Source organism: Gordonibacter pamelaeae 7-10-1-b, assembly GCF_000210055.1.
In the GTDB taxonomy this organism is placed as follows: domain Bacteria; phylum Actinomycetota; class Coriobacteriia; order Coriobacteriales; family Eggerthellaceae; genus Gordonibacter; species Gordonibacter pamelaeae.
Map to the genome: position 1 here is coordinate 1,051,390 of NC_021021.1, position 19,630 is coordinate 1,071,019.

Annotated in this window: 17 protein-coding genes; 3 read left to right on the top strand and 14 right to left on the bottom strand. The window is 66.1% G+C overall.

What is annotated here, in order from left to right; genetic code table 11:
• Window positions 1–37 precede the first annotated feature (37 nt).
• The 6 genes from GPA_RS04920 to GPA_RS04945 form a co-directional block, all read right to left on the bottom strand.
• Window positions 38–340, bottom strand: coding sequence for a YerC/YecD family TrpR-related protein (locus GPA_RS04920; RefSeq protein WP_015539134.1), 303 nt, complete (start codon window positions 338–340; stop codon window positions 38–40).
• Window position 341: 1 nt separating this feature from the next.
• Window positions 342–1,928, bottom strand: a complete 1,587-nt coding sequence (cimA, locus tag GPA_RS04925; protein WP_015539135.1) for a citramalate synthase — start codon at window positions 1,926–1,928, stop codon at window positions 342–344.
• Window positions 1,929–1,942: 14 nt separating this feature from the next.
• Complete coding sequence (locus GPA_RS04930) at window positions 1,943–2,866, bottom strand: branched-chain amino acid transaminase (RefSeq protein WP_015539136.1); 924 nt, start codon at window positions 2,864–2,866, stop codon at window positions 1,943–1,945.
• Window positions 2,867–3,201: 335 nt separating this feature from the next.
• Complete coding sequence (locus tag GPA_RS04935) at window positions 3,202–5,013, bottom strand: carbohydrate-binding domain-containing protein (RefSeq protein WP_227154842.1); 1,812 nt, start codon at window positions 5,011–5,013, stop codon at window positions 3,202–3,204.
• 263 nt (window positions 5,014–5,276) lie between these two features.
• The gene (locus GPA_RS04940; protein WP_041239125.1) at window positions 5,277–5,972 is read right to left on the bottom strand and encodes a DUF4956 domain-containing protein; all 696 of its coding nucleotides are present in this window, start codon (window positions 5,970–5,972) and stop codon (window positions 5,277–5,279) included.
• Window positions 5,965–6,894, bottom strand: coding sequence for a polyphosphate polymerase domain-containing protein (locus tag GPA_RS04945; RefSeq protein WP_015539137.1), 930 nt, complete (start codon window positions 6,892–6,894; stop codon window positions 5,965–5,967). The genes GPA_RS04940 and GPA_RS04945 overlap by 8 nt, the downstream gene beginning before the upstream one ends.
• 173 nt (window positions 6,895–7,067) lie before the next feature.
• Between GPA_RS04945 and GPA_RS04950 the strand changes: the two genes are divergently transcribed.
• Both GPA_RS04950 and GPA_RS04955 read left to right on the top strand, forming a co-directional pair.
• Window positions 7,068–7,760 (top strand): response regulator transcription factor, encoded by a 693-nt coding sequence (locus tag GPA_RS04950; RefSeq protein ID WP_015539138.1) that lies wholly within the window; start codon window positions 7,068–7,070, stop codon window positions 7,758–7,760.
• A complete protein-coding gene (locus tag GPA_RS04955; RefSeq protein WP_015539139.1) occupies window positions 7,754–9,055 on the top strand; it encodes a sensor histidine kinase in 1,302 nt (433 codons plus the stop codon). Before GPA_RS04950 ends, GPA_RS04955 begins: the two co-directional genes overlap by 7 nt.
• Window positions 9,056–9,111: 56 nt before the next feature.
• On the opposite strand, the gene GPA_RS04960 is transcribed toward GPA_RS04955, so the two are convergent.
• Entirely contained in the window at window positions 9,112–11,199 is a 2,088-nt protein-coding gene (locus GPA_RS04960) for a glutamine synthetase III family protein (RefSeq protein WP_041239126.1), read from the bottom strand.
• A gap of 267 nt (window positions 11,200–11,466) precedes the next feature.
• Here GPA_RS04960 and GPA_RS04965 point away from each other — a divergent pair, with 267 nt between their 5' ends.
• Window positions 11,467–11,907 carry a DUF4418 family protein gene (locus GPA_RS04965; RefSeq protein ID WP_083808924.1) on the top strand — a complete coding sequence of 147 codons (441 nt, stop codon included), beginning with the start codon at window positions 11,467–11,469 and terminating at the stop codon, window positions 11,905–11,907.
• Window positions 11,908–11,910: 3 nt separating this feature from the next.
• On the opposite strand, the gene GPA_RS04970 is transcribed toward GPA_RS04965, so the two are convergent.
• From GPA_RS04970 to GPA_RS05000, 7 genes are all read right to left on the bottom strand, one after another.
• Window positions 11,911–13,149, bottom strand: a complete 1,239-nt coding sequence (locus tag GPA_RS04970; protein WP_114568106.1) for an MFS transporter — start codon at window positions 13,147–13,149, stop codon at window positions 11,911–11,913.
• Window positions 13,150–13,181: 32 nt separating this feature from the next.
• Window positions 13,182–13,841: an ABC transporter ATP-binding protein gene (locus tag GPA_RS04975; RefSeq protein WP_015539142.1), complete on the bottom strand. Its 660-nt coding sequence runs from the start codon at window positions 13,839–13,841 to the stop codon at window positions 13,182–13,184.
• A 1-nt stretch (window position 13,842) separates the two neighbouring features.
• Window positions 13,843–15,048 (bottom strand): ABC transporter permease, encoded by a 1,206-nt coding sequence (locus tag GPA_RS04980; RefSeq protein ID WP_041239128.1) that lies wholly within the window; start codon window positions 15,046–15,048, stop codon window positions 13,843–13,845.
• Window positions 15,049–15,051: 3 nt separating this feature from the next.
• Entirely contained in the window at window positions 15,052–16,110 is a 1,059-nt protein-coding gene (locus tag GPA_RS04985; RefSeq protein ID WP_015539144.1) for an ABC transporter substrate-binding protein, read from the bottom strand.
• 57 nt (window positions 16,111–16,167) lie between these two features.
• The gene (locus tag GPA_RS04990) at window positions 16,168–16,995 is read right to left on the bottom strand and encodes an ABC transporter ATP-binding protein (RefSeq protein ID WP_015539145.1); all 828 of its coding nucleotides are present in this window, start codon (window positions 16,993–16,995) and stop codon (window positions 16,168–16,170) included.
• Between the two features lie 4 nt (window positions 16,996–16,999).
• Entirely contained in the window at window positions 17,000–17,929 is a 930-nt protein-coding gene (locus GPA_RS04995) for an ABC transporter permease (protein WP_083809255.1), read from the bottom strand.
• A gap of 102 nt (window positions 17,930–18,031) precedes the next feature.
• Window positions 18,032–19,042: a radical SAM protein gene (locus GPA_RS05000; protein WP_015539146.1), complete on the bottom strand. Its 1,011-nt coding sequence runs from the start codon at window positions 19,040–19,042 to the stop codon at window positions 18,032–18,034.
• Window positions 19,043–19,630: the final 588 nt, after the last annotated feature.

Sequence of the window (19,630 nt, forward strand, 5' to 3'; positions counted from 1 at the left end):
CGACGACGCCGCGCCCGTCGCGGGGTGACGGGCGCGCCTACCGGCCCGAGGCCTGAGCGTCGTCCAGCGCGTTGAGGGCGGCGTTGTAGCCGCCGGAGCCGTAGCTTAGGCATTTCGACACGCGCGCGATGGTGGTGGCCGAGGCGCCCGTGGCCTCCTCGATGGCGGCGTAGGACTTGCCGGCATCGAGCAGGCGCGCCACGGCCAACCGCTGCGAGGTCTCCTTGATCTCGCGGATGGTGAACAAGTCCTCCAGCAGCGTGTAGACGGTGTCCTCGTCATCGAGCGCGGCGAACACGCGCAGCAGGTCCTCCACCTCCGGCGTCCTGAGATCGCTCATGCTACTTCCCCATTCTCATCAGGCCGTACTCTATTGAGTCGACCAGTGCGTTCCATGACGCCTCGATGATGTTCTCGGAGACGCCGATGGTTCCCCAGGTGCCCTCGGCGTCGCGCGTGGTGATGACGACGCGGGTGATGGCGCCCGTGCCCACGTTCTCGTCGAGGATGCGCACTTTGTAGTCCACCAGCTCCATGCCCGCCACCTCGGGGAAGAACTGCGTGATGGCCAGGCGCAGCGCGTTGTCGAGCGCGCCCACGGGGCCGGTGCCCTCGCCCGTGGCCACGAAGCGCTCGTCGCCCACGTGTATCTTGATGGTGGCCTCGCTCATGGCGTCCTTCGCGCGGGCGCCGGTGTCCTCGTGGTCGTCCACGATGACGCGGAAGCTCTCCAGCGTGAAGTGCGGCCGGTAGGTGCCCAGGTGCCACTGCAGCAGCACGGCGAGCGAGCCGTCGGCCACCTCGTAGGAGTAGCCCTGCGCCTCGCGCGCCTTGATGTCGTCGAGGATGGCCTGCGCCTGCTCGGGATGCGCGGCCAGGTCGACGCCTAGGCTGGCCGCCTTCGCCACGAGCGACGCCTTGCCCGCTAGCTCGCTCACCAGCATGCGCTGCGCGTTGCCCACGTTCTCGGGGCGCGTGTGCTCGTAGGCTTCCGGAAACCGCGCGATGGCGCTGGCGTGCAGCCCGCCCTTGTGCGCGAACGCCGATGCGCCCGTGTAGGGATGGTGCGTGGGCACGGCCATGTTGCAGGTCTCGGCCACGAACTGCGACACGCTGGTCAGCTGGCGCAGCTTGTCGGGGCCGACGGTGGAGCAGCCCATCTTCAGCTCCAGGTCGGCGATCGTGGTGAGCAGGTCGGTGTTGCCCACGCGCTCGCCGAAGCCGTTGACGGTGCCCTGCACCTGGGTCGCCCCGGCGCGCACGGCGGCCAGCGTGTTCGCCACGGCGCAGCCCGAATCGTTGTGGCAGTGGATACCGATGCGCTGCCCCGGCAGCTCGGCCGCCACGGCGGCCACGATCTCGCCCACCTCATGCGGCAGCGCGCCGCCGTTCGTCTCGCAGAGGTCGATAGAGTGGGCGCCGGCCTCGCTGGCCGCGCGCACGCAGGCGAGCGCGTAGGCGGGGTTGGCCTTGTAGCCGTCGAAGAAGTGCTCGGCGTCGAACACCACCTCGCGGCCCTGCGCCTTCAGGAACGCCACCGAATCGGCGATCATGCGCAGGTTCTCGTCGAGCGTGGTGAGCAGTGCGCGCGTCACCTGGGCATCCCACGTCTTGCCCACGATGGTGACGATGGGCGCGCCGCTGGCCACAAGGTCGGCGAGCCCCTGGTCGTCGGCCGCCGCCACGCCCTTCTTGCACGTGGAGCCGAACGCCGCGATGCGCGCGTGCGCAAGGGGCAGCTCCCGCACGCGCTGGAAGAACGCGATGTCTTTGGGGTTCGACGCGGGGAAGCCGCCCTCGATGGCATCGATGCCGAACGCATCGAGCCGCTCCACGATGCGCAGCTTGTCCTCGAGCGAGAGCGTGATGCCCTCGCTCTGCTCCCCGTCGCGCAGCGTGCTGTCGTAGGTGAGAATCTTCTGGGTCATGGCCTTTGTCGCGCTTATACTTCCGCGAGCCAGTCGGCGTAGTCGTCGATCTGGCCGTAGGCCACGGCGAAGTAGCGGTCCTGCAGGGCGCGGGTGACCTCGCCCGGCTTGCCGATCTCGCGACCGTCGACGCTGCCGATGGGCGTGAGCTCGGCGGCGGAACCGGTCATGAACACCTCGTCGGCGATGTAGAGGTCGCTACGGGTGAGGCTCTCCTCGATAGCGGGGATCTCCAGGTCGTCGGCCAGACAGAGCACCGTGTCGCGCGTGATGCCCTCCAGCAGGCCGTCGGACAGGGGCGGCGTGGACAGCACGCCGTCGCGCACGATGAACAGGTTCTCGCCGGTGCCCTCGCACACAAGGCCGGCCTCGTTCAGCATGATGGCCTCGGCGTAGCCATGCTCCTTGGCCTCGAGCTTCGCCAAGATGGAGTTCATGTAGGACGCCGTGCTCTTCACCGCGGGAGGGATGGCGTTGTTCGAGCGCTGGCGCCACGAGGACACGCCCACGGCCACGCCGTTCTCCAGCGCGTCGGCGCCCAGGTAGCTCTCCCACGGCCACACGGCAATGGCCACGTCGGTGGGCGAGCCGGTGGGATCGACGCCCATCACGCCGTAGCCGCGGTACACGAGCGGGCGGATGTAGCACGACGGCAGGTTGTTCTTGCGGATGAGCTCCAGCGTGGCGTCGCACAGCTCGTCCACCGTGTAGGGCAGCTCGATGCAGGCGATCTTGCAGCTGCGGTGCAGGCGCTCCATGTGGTCGCGCAGGCGGAACACATGGCTCTTGCCGTTCTCGGGATTCTGGTAGCAGCGGATGCCCTCGAACACGCCGGAGCCGTAGTGCAGCGAGTGGGACAAGATATGCGTGGTGGCCTCGGCCCAGGGGATCATCTCCCCGTTCTTCCAGATGTACTCCACTTCGGTGATGTCGGCCATGATCGCGTCCCTTCTCGCCTCGGGTCGGACGCCGCCGCATGCAATCGTTCGCCCCGCTCCCGGCCGTGCCGGCAATCGGGCGGGCGAACGAGCCCATGCGGTCTGACGTGCGGGTATCGTTCTTGATCGTTCGCTCATTGTACTCCAATAGGCTAAAGCGCGCCGCGGTTTCCGGCGAAGCGACAGAAAACCTGCACCGAAAGCAGGCCGAGGGGCGAGGGGGCGTTTGCGAGCGGAGGGCGAAGCACCGACAGCCGGAGCGCCGAGAGCCGACTAGCGCGGACGGAACGTTGGCACGGCACGGGACGGAGTCCCGTGCCGTGCGCCGGCCGGCCTTACTGCAGGGCGCCGCCGCGCATGCCGCGCTGGATGTCGCCGCCTTGGCCGGCGGGCATGCCGCCGCCTCCCATGCCGAGGCCTCCCATGCCGCCGGAAGCCGTGGTGGAGGCGGTGATTTCGGCGGTCGTGCCGCCGCTCACGGTGCCGACATCTGCGTAGCCGTCGGCGTTCGCGCCGCTCACCTGGCCGCCGATGACCAGCGAGTAGCTGCCGCCCTCCTCGAATGCGGGGCTCGAGACCAGCACCATGCCGAACTGCTTCGCCGCCATGAGCGACGCCACCACCGTGCCGTCGGCGTTGGCGACCGCGACGCTGTCGCCCGCGTTGCCGCTGGCCGTGATGAAGGCGAAGGGCTGCTCGCCGCTCGTGAAGTTCTGGGCCATGCCGGTGGAGCCCACCATGAGCGCCGTGCCGCCCGTCACCGTGGCCGTGAGGTCGTAGTCGAACGCGCCGTCGCCGCCGCTCATGGGACCGTTGACCAGCAGCACGCCGCCGGTGACCTCGACCGAGCCGTTGCTGTCCACCGCGTCGCCTGCCGCGTCGAGCACGGTGTAGCCGCCGTTGACCTGGATAAGGCAGTTCTCGTCGCCCATGGTGGGCGCGCCGCCCTCGGCGAAGGCGTTGTCGGGCATGCCGCCGTTCTGCTCGCGCTCGCCCATGGCACCGCCCATGCCGCCGGGCATAGCGCCGTCCTGTGGCATCGCGCCGGCGTCCATGGCGGGGGGCTCGGCTCCGTCGGGCATCTCGCCCGTTGCGGCGGGGTCGAAGCTCTCGGCCGCTCTGGCATCGGTCGTAGTTGCCGTCGCGTCGGCCTCATCACCGGAGAGGTCGGCAGCCGCCGCGTTCACCGCGTCGTCGCTGGCCACGATATGCGTCTCGCCGCCGTTCACGTAGATCTTCTCGGCCTCGTAACCCTCGTAGCAGCTGGTCACATCGACGGTGCCACCATCGATGACGAGCTTCGTCTCGGCATGGAACGCGTCGTCGCCCGCCTCTATCGTGAGCGCTCCGCCCGCCACGATGCCCTCGAGGTCGGAGTGCAGCGCGTCATCGGCGGCCGTGACGTCCAGCTGGCCGCCCGCGATGCGCAGGTACGTCTGCGCCTGAATGCCGTCGTCGCCAGCCTGGATAGTGAACGTGCCCCCGTCGATGGACACGAAGCCCTTGGTCGCCTTGGTATCCTTGTTCGACTTGATGCCGTCGCCGCCGGCGGTCAGCGTGAAGTCACCGTCCGCGATCTTCACGCAGTCGCGCCCGCGCAGGGCGTCCTCCACCGCATCCACCACATAGGTGCCGCCCGTGATGACGAGGTCGTCCTTCGAGCACACCGCATGACGGTAGGAGCTCGTCACCGTCAAGGTGCCCGAACCGTTCAGCGTGAGGTCGGCCCGGCTGAACAGGGTGGCGTAGGGCTCGTCGGAGCCGTCTTCCAGCACGTAGTCCGTCCCGTCCGTGAGCGTGTTCGTCGTGCCGTCCGCCAACGTGACGAAGCACTTGTCCGCCTGCCTCACATAGAACGCCGGCCCGTCCTCGTTGTGGATGCTCGCGCCGTTGAGCACCACCTGAACCTTGTCAGTATCGGCAACCTCCACCACCAACCGTCCGTCATCAAGCGAGCCCGACACCACGTAGGTGCCCTCCGCCGAGATGGTCACCGTCGACCCCTCGACCGAAGCCCCGTCCCCATCGACCGTAGCCGTCGCCCCGCTCAGCACGATATGCGTGGCCGAAGCGTCGTCATAGGAAGCATCCTTGTCCCGGTTGGAATACTCCAAGTCGAGCGCCGCCACATCGAACGCAGCCGCCACCTCCTCAAAAGAAGCCGCCTCGGTCGAAGTGGAAGTGGAAGAGGAAGCAGCAACGTCAGACCCATCAGTTTCGGAAATCGTCGGACCCGAACACCCCCCAAGCGTCCCGGCGAGTAAGGAGCATAACGCGACAACAGAGATGCTACGACCCGCGGCGCGGGGCGACGCCCACCAAGCGAGTTCCGCAGCGCAGCGAGGACTGTCCGAGCGACTGGGCGTTGCCCCGCGCCGCCCACGTGAGAGTTTCGATAGGATCTTCTTCATCACAGCACATCCTTACTAGCCGCCGCGCTCCCCAGCACCACCTTGAGGTTGCCGTTCAAGCACCTCACCTCGTCGATCATGCGCTTTTCGATGCCGGGCGCCTTCATCCTCACCGCGTACTCGAGCAGGAACAGGCTGCCCATGTTGGTGGTCTGCACTTCCACGAGCTCGTGCTCGTCAGTGTAGCGCGCCAGCACATCGTCGAACACGCCGTCGTACTCAAGGTCCTCGGGGATGGTGATCTTGAGCGTCTTCTCGGGCGCCTTCTGCTTGCTGAACGGCGAGAGCACGTACACCACGTTCACAATGCCCACGATGACGGTGAACAGCACCGCCAGCGCAATGAATCCCATACCCGTAGCCAAGCCGATGGCCATGGCCAGAAACACGTTGCCGATGTCCTTCGCGCTGCCGGGAATGGAACGGAAGCGCACGAGGTTGAACACGCCCATCACCGCGATGCCCGCGCCCAGGTTGCCGTTCACCAGCGTGATGACCATCTGCACGATGAGCGGCAGCAGCGCGAGCGTCACCACGAAGTTCTTCGAGTACGTGTGGCGGAACATGTAGATGGCCGCCACCGCCGCGCCCAGCACGATGGAAGCGGCGCAGCACAGCAGGAAGTCGATGGTCGACACGCCCGCCACGAGCGATTCGGCTGTTCCGAATATTGAGGTCAAAGCCGAATCAAGCACAGCGACCTCCCTTCTTCGCAGAGGTCATGATCGGTGCGCGGAAGCGTCGCGGACGGCTGCCATGAAGAGACGCCGCAAGCCGCTCGGCTTGCTGGCCGACGGCTGCTTGCGCCGCGCGCACGTCCCTGCATTTGGCCTCAAGCACCTCCGCCACAGGCCGTTGGGTCGGCTCGCACGCGCAGTACGCGGCGCCGTACTTGGAGAACGACGTCGGGTACGCACGGCTCGCATCGAGCGCCTCCACGAGCCACAGCGGAAACGGACCCGAGGCCTTGACCTCCATGACAGCCTCACCCGCGCGCAAAAGCGGGGTCATGGAGGAGCCCGGAGCGAACAGGTCTCGGTAGGCGATGCGCTCATCGAACGTGATGCGCAGATCCCGAGGCACGTCGGCAGGAGGCAAGGGCGCCGGGGCGTAGGCGACGCGCTCGCACCTTATGAGCATAGAGGGCGCAAGGGGTGCGTGACGCGCGATGAGCTGGTCGATCTCGGCGGCAATCTGCTGGCTGCGCGGCGCGCACGACTCGGCCGCCGCAACCGGATCGGCCAGGGGGAAGCGGGCGCATGCGTCCTCGTACGGCATGCCGCCCAAGTAGGCGCGCGCCGCCGCATAGGAGCACCCCACGCGGCGCTTGTACACGATACCCTCGAACTTCTTCTTGATCTCGACGAACACGAGCCCGTCGTCGGCCAGCGCGCCGTAGCAGCGCAGGCGCAGCTTCTCTTTGTAGAGCGGCTTGTCGAGCGAGCGTTCTATAAGGGTGCGCTCGGGCGTGTCGAGGTAGAGGCTGCGCACGGTCGTGCGGCCGTACGCGTCAGGCTCCATGTGCCCTTCGAGCGCACGACGCATCGTCTCGGCTTGGCGGGCGTCCAGGCGGTACTTGACTTCCTTCCGCTCGAACACATCGGTGAATGCAGTCATTTAGGGTTCCTTTCCTTCAAGCATGCCGATCATCCTAGCCGCCCACGCTGAAAGAACCCTGAAAGGCTGCCTGCACCCTTCAGGGCATGAGATGATCCCCCGGTTCTTTCAGGGAGGTTTCAGCAACGGCGATACAATGGAGGGAACACAGCGCGAGGAAGGCGGTTCCGGGCATGCAGATTCTCATCGTCGAGGACGACGTGCGGCTGGCGCGGGCGCTCGCCCACATCCTTGAGGAAAACGGCTATGGCACCGATGTCGTGCATGACGGCGCGACGGGTCTGGCCTGGGCCGAAGTCGGAAGGTACGACGTGATCGTGCTGGACGTCATGCTGCCGAAGAAAGACGGATTTTCCGTGGTGGCCGACCTGCGTCGCACGGGCGTGAGCACGCCCGTGCTGCTGCTCACCGCGCGCGACGCGGTACCCGACAAGATCACGGGCCTCGACAGCGGCGCAGACGACTACATGACCAAGCCCTTCGCCCCCGCAGAGCTACTCGCGCATCTGCGCGCGCTCACCCGGCGCCAGGGCGAGGTGCTGTTCGAGAAGCTGTCCGCCGGCGACCTCGAACTCAATCTGGAAAGCCACGACCTCTCGTGCGGCGCGAAGTCCATCCACCTTAGCTACAAGGAGTTCTGCCTCGCGAAGGTGCTCATAGCCAACGCTGGGGCCGTGGTATCGAAAGACCTGATCATCGAGAAGGTGTGGGGCGTCGAATCCACTGCGGAGGACAACAACGTGGAGGCATACGTGTCGTTTCTGCGCAAGAAGATGAAGTTCTTGGGATCATCGGCACGCATCGAGACGCTGCGGCGCGCCGGTTACCGCTTCTCCGTCAACGCGGAGGAGGACACATCATGCTGAAGAAGCTGCGCCTCAAGTTCGTCGCACTCAACATGGCCACCGTGGCCGTGGTGCTGGCCGTGGTGTTCACTGCCATCTGCGTGATCGACCACCAGCAAAGCGTCGCCCGCGTGCAGGAGGCGCTCGACGCGGCCGTTGCGCACGCAGGCGAGACGGCTGGCGGGCCGTTCGGCGGCGGAGACGACTTGGGCGGGCAGGCTCCCGCTGGCACGGCGAGCGAAGGCGCGACCCCGCCCGAGATCGGCGGCAAGCGGGGCGGGTCGGACCCGGCAACCCCCGTAGCCGTGTTCTCGGTGAGCAACGGCAACGCGCTCGAGGCCGTGCAGACGCGCACGACAGCCTCGCTCGCCGATGGCGTGCTTGCCCAAGCCGCCGAGCAGCTAGCCGACGCGCCTGAAGGATTCGGCAGCTTGGACGGCCTCGGGCTGTTCTACGAAAAGCGCGCCGCAGCCGGGACGGTCTATCTTGCGTTCGCCGACATGAGCGCGGCGAACGGCTGGCAGACGCTCGCCCTCACGCTTGCGGGCGTTGGCGTGGCGGCGCTCGCAGCGTTCCTCGTGATAAGCGTGTTCTTCTCGCGCTGGGCGCTGCGGCCGGTGGAGCGCGCATGGGTTCAACAGCGCCGATTCGTGGCCGACGCGTCCCATGACCTGAAGACGCCGCTCACGGTGATCTTGGCGAACACGTCTATCCTCCTCGAGCGTCCCGAGCGCAGCGTGGCCAGCCAAAGCCAGTGGGTGGAGAGCACCCAGCACGAAGCCGAGCAGATGCAGAGCCTGGTGGGCGACCTGCTGCTGCTCGCCCAGACGGACGAAGGCGCGGAGAAGCCTCCCATGGAGCGCCTCGACCTGACCGACCTTGTGGAAGGCGAGTTGCTGCAGTTCGAGTCCGTGGCGTTCGAGCGCAAGGTGGAGCTGCGCTCCCAGCTGGAGCCGGGCGTGGCCGTCTGCGGCAACGCGCCCCTTTTGCGCAAGCTCGCGGGCACGCTCTTGGACAACGCCTGCAAGTACGCCGACGAGGGCGGAAGCGTGGACACCGAGCTGCGCCGCACCGCGCGCCAGGTAGAGCTCGCCGTGCGCAACACCGGCTCCGCCATCGCGCCCGAGGACCTGCCGCATGTGTTCGACCGCTTCTACCGTGCCGACAAGGCCCGCACGTGCGACGATAGCGGGCACGGCCTGGGCCTGGCCATCGCTCGCGCCATCGCCGAGGAACATGGCGGCACGCTTTCCGCCGAGAGCGACGAGACGAGCGGCACGACGTTCACGCTCACGCTGCCAACAGCGGAAAGCTGATCGCGCTCGCCCGTCCGATGGGCGCGGCACCTGCTTGCAGCTCGACCCGCGGAACCCTACACGTAGAACAGCATGTCGTTGTAGGTGGGCACCGGCCAGTGGTCGCGGTCGGTGACGACCTCCATCTCGTCCACGGCGGCGCGCAGCTTCTCCATGATGGGCACGATCTCGTGGGCGTACTTGTTCGCGCGCTGCTGCTGGTCGGGCAGCCCAAGGGCGGCGTGGTGCGCGGCGTCGAGCGCCTGCAGCTGGGCGTCGATCTCCTTCACGCCGGCGAGCAGCTTGTGCAGCAGGGCCTCCTGCTGGCCCACCTCGGCATCGGCGGCCGCGGCGCGGACGGCCGTGATGCCGCGCGCCACCTCGGCGGCGTAGTCGTTGATGGCGGGGAGGTAGGCGCGGCGCACCATGCGCTTCATGGTACGGGCCTCGATGTTCAGCAGCTTGTTGTACTTCTCCAGCTTCACCTCGTAGCGGCTGCGGACCTCGGCCTCGGAAAGCACCCCGAGCCCTTCGAACAGCGCGATGCTCTTCGGGTCCACGAAGCACGGCAGCGCATCGGCCGTGGTGCGGTGGTTCGCCAGCCCGCGGCGCTCGGCCTCGCGCTCCCATTCTTCCGCATAGCCGTTGCCGTTGAAGATGATGCGCCGGTGGGCCTTGAGCGTCTTGCGGATGTAGGCGATGGTTGCCGTCTCGAACTCGTCGCCCTCCTTGCCCTCCATGGCGTCGGCGAAGTCCTTGAAGCTCTTCGCCACGGCGGTGTTCAAGATCATGTTCGCGTCGGACAGGTTCACGTTCGAGCCGGGCATGCGGAACTCGAACTTGTTGCCCGTGAACGCGAACGGCGAGGTGCGGTTGCGGTCGGTGTTGTCCTTCAGGAAGTTCGGCAGCACGTCCACGCCCAGGTCCATGGCCACTTTCTCGGCGCTCTCGTACTCGTGGTCGTCCACGAGCGCATCCACGATGGCGTCCAGCTCGTCGCCCAGGAAGATGGACACGATGGCCGGGGGCGCCTCGTCGGCGCCGAGTCGATGGTCGTTGCCGGCGGAGGCCACCGACATGCGCAGCAGCTCCTGATAGTCGTCCACCGCCTGGATCACCGCGGTGAGGAACACGAGGAAGCGCAGGTTGTCCATGGGGCTCTCGCCCGGGTCGAACAGGTTCTTGCTGGCCGACAGCGACCAGTTGTTGTGCTTGCCGGAGCCGTTGATGCCCTCGAACGGCTTCTCGTGCAGCAGGCACACCAGGCCGTAGTGCGACGCCAGAAGGCGCATCTTCTCCATGGTGAGCAGGTTCTCGTCCACACCACGGTTCGCGTTCGTGAAGATGGGCGCCAGCTCGTGCTGCGCGGGGGCCACCTCGTTGTGCTTCGTGCGCGCCGGCACGCCGAGGGCCCACAGCTCGTCGTCGAGCTCCTTCATGAACTCGTTCACCGTGGGGCGGATGGCGCCGAAGTAGTGCTCCTCCAGCTCCTGGCCCTTGCACGGGGCGTAGCCGAACAGCGTGCGGCCGCACATCACGAGGTCCTGCCGCTTGGCGTAGTCCTTCTCGGAGATGAGGAAGTACTCCTGCTCGGCGCCCACCGTGGGCACGACGCGCTGCGGCTCCCAGCCGAACAGCGCGAGCACGCGGTTCGCCTGCTCCTCGATGGCGCTCATGGAGCGCAGAAGCGGCGTCTTCTTGTCGAGCGCCTCGCCGGTGTAGGAGCAGAAGGCGGTGGGGATGCACAGCACCTCGTCCTTCACGAACGCGTAGGAGGTGGGGTCCCACGCCGTGTAGCCGCGGGCCTCGAACGTGGCGCGCAGGCCGCCGGACGGGAACGACGACGCATCGGACTCGCCCGAGATGAGCTCCTTGCCGGAGAAGCTCATGATGGCGCGGCCGTCGCTCACCGGGTCGAGGAAGCTGTCGTGCTTCTCGGACGTGATGCCGGAGAGCGGCTGGAACCAGTGCGTGAAGTGCGTGGCGCCCTTCTCGATGGCCCACTCCTTCATGGCGTGGGCCACGACGTTGGCCACCTCTATCTCCAGCGGCTCGCCTTGCTTCATGGTCTTGAGCAGGCTCTTGTACGTCGCCGAGGGCAGACGCTCCTGCATCGTGTGCTCGTTGAACACCATCGAGCCGTACGTATCCGAAACTCGTGCCATAGGGCTTTAGCTCCTCACCTTGCCGGCCCGGCGTCTACCGGGGCCGTCGCGCCGCGTGCGCGCGGATTCAATCGCCGTATACGATACCATGCTTCGCAGGGGAAACGCACTTTCAGCATGCCGTCATCAAACTAACGGCTCATTGTTTCGGAGAGGTTACGGGCGTGGGCGCCTCCCGCCTGCACTTCGCCGTTTATCGTAGTGTCAGTCAACTATTTGCGTTATGATAATAAGTGCTCGAAAACAATAGGGAAGCGAGGCTGCGACATGGGCAGGCGGGCATGGATGCTTTTGGCGGTGGTGGGGGTGATGGCCATGGCGGCCGTCGTCGCGGTGTCGGTGCTCATGGGCGGCTGCGCGAAGCCGGTGGAGACGGCAGCCGGAGGGACCGTGCCCATGAAGTGCCACTGGACGTTCGTCGCCACGACGCTCGTGGGCGCGGCGGGCGTGGTCACGGCGCTGCTGGCGCTGGCAGGCCGCACGAAGGAGGGGCGCCGCTTCGCCGGCATCGCCACGGTCGCCGTGGCCGCGGCGACCGTGCTGTTGACCACCCCCGCGAGCATCGGCCTGTGCGCCAACCCCGACATGTCCTGCCACCAGACGGGGCTCGTGCTGTGGGTTGCCGCCGGCATCGCCCTCGTCGTGGGCATCGTGCAGGCAGCCAAGGCGGACCCAAAGGGCGCCGAGCTGCCAAAGATGAAGCTGTAGCGGCTAGCGAGGCTGCCGCTCGTGCCGCTTCAGCAGGGGCAGGCACGCGAACGCGATGACGGGCACCATCACGGCCAGCACGGCGCCGAAGCCGAAGCTGGCCGTGGTTCCCAGCTGGTCGATGAGCGCGCCGCCCAGGGTGGGCCCGAACGCCAGGCCGCAGATGCTCCCGGAGTTCATCCAGGTGATGGCCTCGGTCAGGCGGTCGCCCGGCACCATGCGCTCGCAGGTGGCGTTCGCCGTGATGAAGAACGGCGCGTAGAACATCGCCGCCACGGTGGACACCACGAACAGCGACTCGATGGACCCGATGAACACCATGGTGCCGTAGGCGCACCCCACCAGCAAGCTCACGGCCGCGAGCTGGGCGTACTGCGGAATGGTCAGGCGGATCATGCCGAACAGGAACCCGGACGCAATGGACACGCACGCGGCCACGATGAGGATGACGCTGGCGGCCGACGGGTTCCCCACGTCCTCGGCCAGCGACACGGTGGCCGTGTCGAACACCCCGTAGAACGCGCCGAGGAAGAACATGAGCGCAAACAGCACGCGCACGACCGACGAGGTGGCGATGATGCTGCGACGGTGCTTCGGGGGCTCCCCGGCGCCGACGCTTCCCACCGTGGGCTCGGTCGATCGGGAGAGCGTGAGCACCACGACGCCCACGGCGAAGCACACGCCGCCCGCCAGCATGCCGGCCGCCGGAAAGAGGGCCGCGGCCAGGGCGATGGAGGCCGCCGGCCCCACCATGAAGGCAACGTCGTCGATGATGCCCTCGTAGGAGAACACGGTCTTCAGCGTGGGGGCGTCCTCGCCCAGCCGTCCCGCGCGTACCAGGTACGTCCAGCGGGCGCGCGTGAGCGCCTGGGCGTTGGGGATGAACCCCATGAGCACGGCGGCCACGTAGCACAGCGCGATGGGCCCGCCCAGGCTCACGGTTGCCAGCATGAGGGCAAGCCCCACGAGCGTGACCACCGCCGCCTTCGGCACCACCGCGTGCTGGCCGCGCTCGTCCACCAGCTTGGAGACGCGCGGCGAGATGAGGAACGTGGCCAGCGCGATGGTGGACGACACCGTGCCCGCGAGGAAGAACGAATACCCCGCCAGCGTCAACATGGAGATGGACCCGATGGTGGCCATGTAGGCGTACACGCGCATGAGGATGCCGCCCGCGTCGAACGCGTAGGCCTCCCTCACCTTGAGAACCGCGCGGTACACCCCGCGGTCGAAATTCTTCACCGGCACCGTCCCCCTGAACCCGACGCCGGGCGCTACCGCTCCACGAACGTCTTCCCTTCCAGATGCATGACGCGCGAGGCGCGCGAGGCCAGCTCGCGGTCGTGCGTCGCGAACAGCAGGATACCACCGTTTGCGGCGCGCTCGAACAGCGTGTCGGCAACGCTGGAGGAACTGTCGGCATCAAGGTCGTTCGTGGGCTCGTCGGCAATGACGATGGGCGGGTCCAAGAGCAGGGCGCGCGCCACGGACACGCGGCGCTTCTGCCCGATGCTCAGCTGGTAGGGGTAGTGCATGAGGCGGTCGGCCAACCCCAGGCCGCCCAGCAGCTGCTCGGCGCGCTCGCGGGCGTCGAACGGCAGCTTGCCGGCGAAGTTGGCGGGCGCCATGACGTTCTCCACGGCACGCAGCGAACCTACCAGCTGGGTATGCTGGAACACGAAGCCGAACGTCTCGCGGCGCAGGCGCGACAGCTCCTTGTCGCCCAGCGCATCGCTGTCCTGCCCGTCCACGACAACGGTGCCCGTGGTGGACGACAGCAGCAGCCCCAGCATGGACAGCAGCGTCGACTTGCCCGACCCAGAGGGCGACACGAAGGCGATGGAATCGCCCGGCTCCGCCGCGAACGAGATGTTCTCCAAGATGACGTTGCCGTCGTAGGACTTGCCCAGGTCCTCCACTTTCAGCTTGCTCATGTTAATCGATATCCCCCTGCTGCATGGCGAGCGACGGATCAAGCCGGCCGATCTGCGCAAGCGGCGCCGCGATGGCCGCCAAGGCCAGCAGCGCAAACGCCGCCGCAAGCACTGCAGCAAGCGCCCCGGTTTCGCCTGGGTCCGGCGAGATGAACGGGAAGGCCGAGCCGTCCTGCAGCAAATCCATCAGCACGACGTACAGCCCGGCGCCGCACGCAAGCCCCGATACCAGCCCCGCACCCACGATGGCAGCGACCTCTCCCCCAATGAGCGCGCGCAACTGCCCCTTGCTCGCCCCCATGGCGCGGTACAGCGCCAGCTCGCTCTTGCGCTCCCACACACACGAGTAGAAGCGTGCGAACAGCTGCACCAAGGTGGAAGCCAGCATGAGCACGCCCGCGCCCAGCAGGATAAGGAACACCGTCTCCAACTGCTTCTGCGACGCCTCGACCACCTCAGGCCGTTGGAAGGCGTACACGCCGTCCAACGCGTTGATGCGGTTGAGCACAACACTCGCGTCGGCAGTGCCGTCCAGGTCTGCCAACACGCACGATACGAGGTCGCCCGGGGCCCCGTACTTATCCCACAGATAGGACAATCCCAGGTTCTCCTCTGAAAGAGAGCGCGCCGTGTCGATGGCGAGGAGCAGGGAATCGTCGAGATCGGCCCCGCTCGGCTCGAGCTTCTCTACGATGGTGAACGTGCGCCCCAGCAGCGAGAGCCGATCCCCCACGTCGCCGCCCACATCCGCGCCCAGGATAACCTCGTCGTCGGCCAACCCAACCGAGAGGTCGCGTCCCGAGAACGGCTGCACCGTCCAATCCCTGGCGAAGTCCACGCCGATAAGGCGCGTCGCACCTGCCGTGGAGCAACAGCTCTCGTTGAGCGTCTGGCTGAAGAACTGGGTGGTAGCACGGCCCACGCCTTCCACCTCTCCGATGGCCTCCGCCGTCGAGACCGGAAAGTATACGGGTGCAGGCGCGCCCGTGAACAGCAGCGCCGTGTCGGACACATCGGCCGCGGCATCGCGGGGAACCACCATGATCTGCGCACCCCCGCGTTCGGCAGAAGCCCTCACGCCCTGTTGCACGCCGCCGTACGTGAGCCCGAGCGCGAACAGCGCCATGACGCTCACCGCAACCGCCAGCACGACGGACGCAGTGAGCACCTTGCGCATCTTCAAACTGTGTGCAAGGAGCCTTCTCACGTGCTATTTCCCTTGGTACTTCACCATTTTGTTGTACAGCGTCTCGTCGATGTACCTGTTCAGCTCTTCCGGATCGGTCGGCGCATCCTCCATGGCACCGGCGCGGTTTATCTGCATCCATATCTCGTGGAAGCTATCGTCGATGAGCTTGCGGTCGCCCGAGCTCCATGTGTAGGCCTTGATCTCCTCCAACATGATGTCGCGCGTGAAGCCGGCATCGGTGTTCACGGGCACATAGCCGCCCTTGACGATGATGTCGGCCGCCTCTTCCGGATTGTTCGCGAGGAACTCGGCTGCCTTCGCGAAGCCCTCGGACAACATGGGGCCGATCTCGGGACGGGCATTGAGCGTCTTCGTGGACATGCCCACGAAGCAGCACAGATAGTCCTTCAGGCCCTCGTCGAACGTGTCGGAGAAGAACTTCGTGGCGCCGTTTGACACCGCGATGTCGGCCCATGGGTCGTACTGGGCGAACGCGTCTACCTCGCCTGCGTTCATAGCGGCCTCCATCTGCGCAGACGGGTACGTGAGCCACTCCACCTTGCTGGGATCCTTGCCAGCCAGCACCATCTGCGAGGCTATCTGGATCTGCGGGATGGAGCCCATGGCGGCGGCGACCTTCTTCCCTTCCAGATCCTCCACCGTCTTGATGCCCGATTCCGGCGAGGCTGCGCCTTGGATGCAGCCTTTGTGCAGCGAGTCGATGATAGCCAGCTCCAGCCCCTGCTCCATGGGCTTGAACTTGTCCGGGGTCAGCTCGAAGCAATCCAGCTCGTCGTTGGCCATGAGGGCCGTCACATCAGACGTGATGAGCAGCGCCTCCGGCTCCAGGCCAGCTTCCTTGAAGTAGCCCTTCTCGATGCCGATGTAGATGGGAGCCTCGCACGTGCCGCCCCAATAGCCCAAGACCACATGGTTGTCGGGCTTGGCGCTGCCCTTTCCTTCTTTTGCCCCGTCGCCCGCGCTCGTCACTTGGCCGCAGCCGGAGAGCAGGCCGCCGAGCGCGGCGGTTCCGGCGGCCACGCCGCTCAGCTTCACGAAGTTCCTTCTGGTCAAGCTCATATCGCTTCCCTTCCTTTGCTCTATCTAGGTACGCCATCTCAATGGCCTGAAGCTTTCTCAAGCGCCTGGCGGGGCCGAGGTGGAACCGTCGAGCATCGCGAGCAGCTGGCGTCGCTTTTCCACGAATTCCGGGGACACGCGGTCGCGGGGATGCGGCAGGTCGATGACCAGCTCCCCCTGCAGCCGCCCCGGCCGCGGCGTCATAACGACCACGCGGTCGCACAGGTACACGGCCTCCTCGATGTCGTGCGTCACGAGGATCATGGATGTATGCGCGATGGCCTGCATGGCCAGTATCTCGTCCTGCAGCGCGGCGCGAGTGAAGGCGTCGAGCGCTGAAAGAGGCTCGTCGAAGCAGATGAGCGCAGGGTTCTGCACGAACGACCGCGCCAGCGCGCACCGGCTCGTCATGCCGCCGGATATCTGGGGCGGATACGACCGCTCGAACCCGTCCAGGCCCATCATCCTCACCAGACGTGGGATCTTGTACTTGCACTCGTCATAGGTGCGCGTGGCCCGCAGACCGAATGCGATGTTCTCCTCCACGGTGAGCCACTCGAAAAGGTTCGCGTTCTGAAACACCATCGAGCGCGATGCCGAAGGACCGGCTATGTTTTCACTATCGAACGAGATGCTGCCGGCCAACGGTTCGTCCAGCCCCACCACCAAGCGAAGGAAGGTCGACTTCCCGCAGCCCGAGGGGCCGATGATGCCCACGATCTCTGGTCCCGAAACCGTGAGCGAGAAGTCATCGAGCGCCCACACCTCGTTGCCGCCCTCGTCCAGGAACGTCTGCGTCACCCCTTCGGCCACCAGCTCGTGCGAACCCGACGAGGCGAACAACGGCAGCTCGGGCCGCGGGTCGATGTGCTTTCCCTTTCTCATGCCCTCACCATCTCACCACAGACTTCTGCCAGGTCATCACGCGATCGCGCACTTTGAACAGCACGTTGATGAGAAGGTAGAATATGATGATGAAGATGCCCACGGATGCGAACACCTTGTAATACTCGCCCCATTGGGTGGCCCAGTTGATGTACCATCCCAAGCCGGCCTTCACGCCCAGCTGCTCGGAGATGATGAGCGCGCCGAAGCTCGACGACAAGCCCATGAACAGCGCCGTGAAGATATCGGGCACCGCGGCGGGCAGCGCCACGTGGAACAGGATGTACGGCTCGCTCGCACCCATGACGCGGGCGGCCTCGATCTTTCGCTTGTCGGTGGAGCGGATTGCCGACGAGAGCATGAGCGATAAGGGAAACCAGATGGCCACCGAGATGAGGAACACGCCCGCCAAGTGCGCCGAGGGCATGAGCACCACGGCGATGGGCAGCCACGCCGCCGAGGGCACGGGGCCGATCACCTTCAGCAACGGTGCGAACCAATAGTTCGCGATCTTCGACCAGCCCATAAGCAACCCGGTGGCGAACCCCGTGACCAAGCCGATGACCACCCCTTCGGCTAGCAGCATCATCGAAGCCGTCAGATTCGTCGCGTACGCCTCAATGTTCTTCGGCACCGCTTCGAGGATGCGATCGGGGCTGGGGGCGAACGGCAGCAGCAGATAGCCGGTCTTGAGGGTGAGTACGTCCAGTAACTCCACCAGCAAGAACACGGCTGCTACAAGGTATGCGTAATGCACCGCGTAACGCCGTAATTTGGGAACGAAACAGGCCGTCGCCATGACCGCAAGGTAGACACCCAGCATAACCAGAAGGAACAACGGGTAGTACCCCTCTACGTAGTCGGCCGGGTACACGTTCGGCAACGTGCCCGTCACTCCGTAGGCGATGCAGATGGCACCAACAGGCAGCAGCATCTTCACGAACTCACGGCCTGTTGCCAGGCGGCGTTCCACCGTCTTGCGGGTAGGTGCCGTCCGCTGCCGCTCATGGAAACTCTGTTCAAGGGCGGCGGACACTTAGCGCATCCAGCCCTTCGAGGGGCCGTCGAGGACCTGCCAGCCGGAGGCGGCGAACATCTTGCGCAGCTGGGCGATGTTGCTGCCGCGACCGCCGTGCTCGGTGCGCTCCACGGTGTCGCGCGGGTTCGTACCCACCTCGGCCCAGGCGAGGTTCGCGCCGGAGGCAGCGGTCATAACCGTGTTCGCCGAGCAGTTCAGACGCAGGTCGCGGCCCGTGGCCAGGCGGTAGACGGCCACCATGTTCGCGTTGGCCACGTCGGTGAGCATGCCGCGGTCGTACACGAGCGTGCCGGGCACGCCGATGCGCTTGCCCACGCCGGCCGAAAGCGGGTTCGTGGAGATGCAGCGCATGGTGGCCTCGGTGAGCTCCTCGGGCGTGTGCTCCGGGCCCACCGGCTCTACGCAGGTGGACAGCGTGAGACCGGCCTCGCGCAGATTGGCGAACGTCTCGAAGCGCTTCTCCACAGGGATCTCGGTATCCTCTCCCTCGCGCATGCGCACGGCATGGTAAGCGCCGTTCGCGCCGGCGGCCTTGAGCTGGCGGCATTGGTCGAGCTGCATGTCGTCAGTGTTCACGAGCAGCGGCATGTCGGCCGGGATGACCTCGCGCACGCTGCCCACCATGTCCACCAGCTTGTCGAAGCTGTAGCTGGCCGTGGTGAGCATGAGGATGAGGTTCGCGCCCTCCTCAACGTAGAGCTTCGCGTACTCCAGCACGTCCTCCTTCGGCAGCTCGTACTTGCCCTTGCGCACGTTGTTGCAGGCAGCGAACGAGCAGAACTTGCAGTTCTTCGGGCACACAGTGGAGTTGAGGCCGATCTGCGCGTGGATCTCGGCCACGCCGTCGGCGGCGATCATCGAGAGCTCCTGGCCAGCCCAGCGGATATAGGCCGCCTCCTTGCTGGTCTCCTCCACCTCGTAGAGCGCGAGCACGTTCTCGGCGGACAGGCCGTTGCCCTCGAGGCCCTTCTCGACGATGTCGTAGATCTCCTGGTCGAACACCTGCATGACTGCCTCCTCTTGCCTGCGGCGGATAGTCCGGCGCCCCTCGCGCCGCCCGCCGACTAGCGCAAATCCCTGTTTGCGGTTTATATAAGCGTTACGCAATTGTAAGACATATATTAGTATTTGACAATATCTACTAATAGATTTAGGCTATCCAAGAGTGTGGGAGCCTGAGGAGGAGGCGAGAGAGATGGCTGCGCAGCGAGCAAGCCCCGTCTGCGCTTATGATCGAACAGTGGAGATTGAGATGGGTATGTACTAGTACTAGACTATGTCTTACAATAGATATTGTCTGAAGCACGACTGCAGAGCCTTCGATCTCTCCCCCTAAGAGAGGCTCTGCAGTTTGAAGACGCAGGCTCGCCGACCCCTCCTGTCGAGCCAACCTCCCTCCTTGTCGAGAGGACCCGGCGCAGCTTGCGCAGCGTCGGGTCCTTTCCGTTTCTCCGCTTCTTACGCGCCTACTTGGCAGCAGACGCCTCCCTGGATTGCGCGGCAGCGGAGTAGTGCCAACGAGCCGCTACGCCTCGGACGCCGCGGGCGCGGCCGTCGGTGCGGCAGCCTGCTGGACAACGCGGCGCTTCTCGAGGC

Bases quoted from the DNA above. Each gene is read 5' to 3' on its own strand.
- GPA_RS04920 (WP_015539134.1), bottom strand. From the start codon at position 340: ATGAGCGATCTCAGGACGCCGGAGGTGGAGGACCTGCTGCGCGTGTTC.
- cimA (WP_015539135.1), bottom strand. From the start codon at position 1,928: ATGACCCAGAAGATTCTCACCTACGACAGCACGCTGCGCGACGGGGAG.
- GPA_RS04930 (WP_015539136.1), bottom strand. From the start codon at position 2,866: ATGGCCGACATCACCGAAGTGGAGTACATCTGGAAGAACGGGGAGATG.
- GPA_RS04945 (WP_015539137.1), bottom strand. From the start codon at position 6,894: ATGACTGCATTCACCGATGTGTTCGAGCGGAAGGAAGTCAAGTACCGC.
- GPA_RS04950 (WP_015539138.1), top strand. From the start codon at position 7,068: ATGCAGATTCTCATCGTCGAGGACGACGTGCGGCTGGCGCGGGCGCTC.
- GPA_RS04955 (WP_015539139.1), top strand. From the start codon at position 7,754: ATGCTGAAGAAGCTGCGCCTCAAGTTCGTCGCACTCAACATGGCCACC.
- GPA_RS04960 (WP_041239126.1), bottom strand. From the start codon at position 11,199: ATGGCACGAGTTTCGGATACGTACGGCTCGATGGTGTTCAACGAGCAC.
- GPA_RS04965 (WP_083808924.1), top strand. From the start codon at position 11,467: ATGGGCAGGCGGGCATGGATGCTTTTGGCGGTGGTGGGGGTGATGGCC.
- GPA_RS04975 (WP_015539142.1), bottom strand. From the start codon at position 13,841: ATGAGCAAGCTGAAAGTGGAGGACCTGGGCAAGTCCTACGACGGCAAC.
- GPA_RS04985 (WP_015539144.1), bottom strand. From the start codon at position 16,110: ATGAGCTTGACCAGAAGGAACTTCGTGAAGCTGAGCGGCGTGGCCGCC.
- GPA_RS04990 (WP_015539145.1), bottom strand. From the start codon at position 16,995: ATGAGAAAGGGAAAGCACATCGACCCGCGGCCCGAGCTGCCGTTGTTC.
- GPA_RS04995 (WP_083809255.1), bottom strand. From the start codon at position 17,929: ATGCTGCTGCCTGTTGGTGCCATCTGCATCGCCTACGGAGTGACGGGC.
- GPA_RS05000 (WP_015539146.1), bottom strand. From the start codon at position 19,042: ATGCAGGTGTTCGACCAGGAGATCTACGACATCGTCGAGAAGGGCCTC.